Raw genomic sequence first — 3,631 nt, 5'->3', positions numbered from 1 at the left:
GCCTACGGCGAAACGCGCCAGGAGCTTGCCGACGAGGATGGACGGCGCCGCCACCGGCATGGCACGCAAGCGACTCAACGTGCCCCAGTCGCGCTCGTCGAGCAGTCCGAGGGAGACGCCGAGCAGCATGCCGAGCAGCAGAAAGGTGATGCTGAAACCCGGTACGTTCTGATCGAAGGTATTGACGTTGATCGAGCCGCCGCCGAGGTCGACCTCGCGGACTGTCAGCGTGCCCGGCAGTTGTGGAAGTTCGGGCAGCGTGATCTCCGGAATTTGCAGGGACGGGCGCGGCGGCAGAGGGGGCGGTTCGAGACGCGGCGGTGGCGGCAAACGCAGTGACAACTCGCTGGCGTCGGGCAGCCGAAGAGGCGGACCGTTCGCTTCGAGTCGCTGCTTGAGTGCGGGCGGTAGCTCCGGAAATTTCGGTGGCGCCGGGATGTCGCCGGCGTGGCTGCCGGCGAGACGCTGCAGCTCGGCGAGCCACACCCCGAACTCGGCGCGGCGCTGCGCCACCAGGTCGAGATAGGCGCGCACGTCGCTGCGTAGCGCATCGGCTTGCGTGTCCACCTCGCGCTGGAGACGCTGCACGACGGCGTCGATCTGCCGCGCCACATCCTTCGATGCCTCTTGGCGATGGCGCTCGAGCGCCACGTGCGCATCCGCCACCGATTGCTCTCGCGCGACGCGCGCTTCCTCCCAGGTCGCGTCCAGCGCGGCGCGCAGTGTGGTCACATTGAGACGTAGCTGGTCCACCTGCTGCCGCAGGTGCTCGCGCTGTTCGGCGGCGGCGCGCTCCGCATCTTCACCGCGCGCAAGCTGGTCACGCATCTCCAGCAACTTGGCGCGCAGATTCAGGCGCTCGAGGTACTTCACCGCGTCGCTGTACAACAGCAAGGCGGCGGGCTGACCGTCACGGAGAGCCGCCTCCGTACCACGCGGCACGACGAGGGCCGAGCCCGCTAACTTACGGCGGACCATGTCCTCCGCCGTCGCACGATCTGCAACCGGGCGCAGATTCACGGAACGCTCCGCGGCGATGCGCTCACGCAAGCGGTGCGCTAGTTCGCTGCCGTCTTCGTCGACGAACGGGAGCTCGTACGCCGTCTGGCCGGTTGGATCCGCGCCGTAGAGATTGGCGAGTGAGAAGCCGGCGACGCTGATGACGACGATCGGTGCCAGCGTGAGGAAGATGAGTCCGGCACGGTCGCGCCAGAGCAGTCGCAGGTCTTTGCCCAGAATCACCACGAGCGCATGCATCGTCTGGCGTCCTTCAGTCGCGCAAGGCACGTCCCGTGAACTTGAGGAAGACATCCTGGAGGCTGGGCCGGTGCAGGTGGAAATCGACGACGCCGGCGCCCCGCGACGCGGCACAGTCGAGCACCCGCGCGGCCAGGGTCAGGTCGTCGAGGCTGACGTGAGTCACCTCACCATCGTCGAAGGCACCCGGTGGCCGCTCCAGAATCGTCGCCCCGCCCACCTCGTCGAGCCAGCCCGCGTGCAAAGGTGAGTGCGTGCGGAGCTCGAGGCGCAGCCCGCCGCCCGCACGCTCGATGAGCTCGGCAGGGGTCCCCGCGGCGACGACGCAACCGCCGTCGATGAGCACGACGCGATCGCAGAGGCGCTCCGCCTCTTCCATATGGTGCGTGCTGTACAGCATGGCGGCCCCGCGCGCCGCCTGCCCGCGCACCGCGTTGAAGATGCGCTCCCGAGACTGCGGGTCGACGCCGACTGTCGGTTCGTCCAGCAACACCACTCGCGGTTCATGCAAGAGACCGCACGCCAGGTTGAGGCGCCGCTGCATGCCACCGGAGAACGTCGCCACGATGTCGTCGGCCCGCTCCTCGAGGCCGACGAGTTGCAGACTGCGTTGGGCGACGCCGCGCACGTCGCGCAGCCGGAACAGCCGCGCAAAGAACAGCAGATTCTCGCGCGCCGTGAGCGTCGGATAGATGGCCAGCGTCTGCGGAACCAGGCCGAGCACGGCGCGCACGCGGGCCGGTTCCCGCACCGCATCGTAGCCGCCGACACAGGCGCGACCAGCGTCCGGACGCAGGAGCGTGGCCAGCACCGATAGCGTGGTGGTCTTTCCGGCACCGTTCGGGCCGAGCAGGCCGACCAGCTCTCCCGCCTGCACCTGGAAGCTCAACTCGTCGAGCGCCCAGCGGTCGCCGTATCGGACGCGCAGGCCGTCGACTTGGATCAGCGCTGGCACGGGCGGTGTGCTGGAGCTCACATTCACATCATCTGCCTAAACGAACGGACGCGCCGGTCAAGTGAGGGAAAGCGGACGGCTCCGTCGCAGACGTGCGTGGCGCGCTCGAGTTCTGCAACCCTCCATTTGCCATCAGGCGTTCCCGAAAACTTCGCTCGCGACCCATGCCACAGCCCATGTCGTCATCGCACGTTGGCCGGTACACACGACCGGCGCGCGGTCAGTGCTGGGTCTTCCTGCCGAATGCGCCAGGCCAGCATGGCCGCGTTCAGCACGGTAAAGACGATCGCGACCTCCACCTCGCCGAAGGCAAGCGGCAGCGTCGCGATCTCGCCCGCGACCACCAGATAATTTGGATGCCGCACGAACCGGTAGGGCCCACTGCGCACCAGCGGCGCGCTCTCGAGCGTGATGATCCGCGTCGTCCAATAGGGCCCAAGCGTTGCAATCACCCAGACGCGCGCCAATTGCAGCAGGACGAACAACACCAGCGGTATCCAATGGATCGTTGCGTCCATCGGCAGAAACAGAACGATTGCAAGCAGCCACGCAGCATGGAGCAGGACAATCAGCGGATAGTGTGCGCGGCCGATCTCCACTGCGCCGCGCGCGAGCAGGGCGCTTGTGTTGCGCTCAGCATAGGCGACTTCGATCAGCCGCTGCAGTGCGACCAGCGCGAGAATGATGACGATCGCTAGCCTCACAGCCCACCGATCATCAGAAAGACGGCGGAGAAACCGGGGCCGAGCGCCGTCATCATTGTGCGACGCGCCGTATCGCGCCAGTTCATCCGCTCCAGCACAAACAGTGCGGTGACCGCGGACATGTTGCCGTAATCGCGCAGAACACCGCGGCTTTCGGTGAGCGCGCCGCGCGGGATGCCGAACGCATCCTCCAGCGCATCGAGCACTTTTGCGCCGCCGGGATGACAGGCAAAGCCGTCGATGTCGCCGAGGCGCAGATCGTTGGCATGCAGAAAAGTGTGCAGGATGGATTTGAAGTCACGGGCGACGAGCGAGGGAATGCTTTGCGCAAAGCGTGCCTTCAGCCCGTCCTCCTCCACTTCCCAGCCCATAATGTCGAGCGAATTGGGCCAGGTGTATTCGCCGCCTGGGCCGATCGCAGTGCCGTTGCCTTCGGTCGAGAGAATGGCGCCGGCTGCGCCGTCGCCGAACAGCGCGGTGGCGACGATATTGCTCTTGGAAATGTCGTCCTTACGAAAGGTGAGTGCGCAAAGCTCCACGGCCAGGAACAGCACGCGGCTGCCGGGATGGGCCGTGGCCAGTTCGGCGGCGCGGGTGAGTCCCACGACACCGCCGGCGCAGCCCAGCCCGAAGATCGGCAGCCTGCGAATGTCGCGGCGCAGGCCCATCTTTTCGACGACGAGGGCATCGAGACTGGGCGTGGCGATGCCGGTGG

The 3,631-nt window shown here is 66.9% G+C and carries 4 protein-coding genes; all 4 read right to left on the bottom strand.

Annotation, left to right across the window (positions count from 1 at the left end):
• A partial coding sequence (locus tag VF515_05295; protein HEX7407051.1) for a hypothetical protein occupies positions 1-1,257 on the bottom strand: 1,257 nt, incomplete at its 3' end.
• Positions 1,258-1,270: 13 nt separating this feature from the next.
• Positions 1,271-2,233 (bottom strand): ABC transporter ATP-binding protein, encoded by a 963-nt coding sequence (locus VF515_05290; protein HEX7407050.1) that lies wholly within the window; start codon positions 2,231-2,233, stop codon positions 1,271-1,273.
• Between the two features lie 161 nt (positions 2,234-2,394).
• Positions 2,395-2,916 carry an isoprenylcysteine carboxylmethyltransferase family protein gene (locus tag VF515_05285; GenBank protein HEX7407049.1) on the bottom strand — a complete coding sequence of 174 codons (522 nt, stop codon included), beginning with the start codon at positions 2,914-2,916 and terminating at the stop codon, positions 2,395-2,397.
• Positions 2,913-3,631 (bottom strand): 3-oxoacyl-[acyl-carrier-protein] synthase III C-terminal domain-containing protein (locus tag VF515_05280; protein HEX7407048.1); only part of this gene is annotated, 719 nt, incomplete at its 5' end. The genes VF515_05285 and VF515_05280, both read right to left, overlap by 4 nt.

The organism is Candidatus Binatia bacterium, from assembly GCA_036382395.1.
Lineage (GTDB): Bacteria > Desulfobacterota > Binatia > HRBIN30 > HRBIN30 > JAGDMS01.
This window is presented reverse-complemented; position numbering and strand designations above follow the sequence as displayed.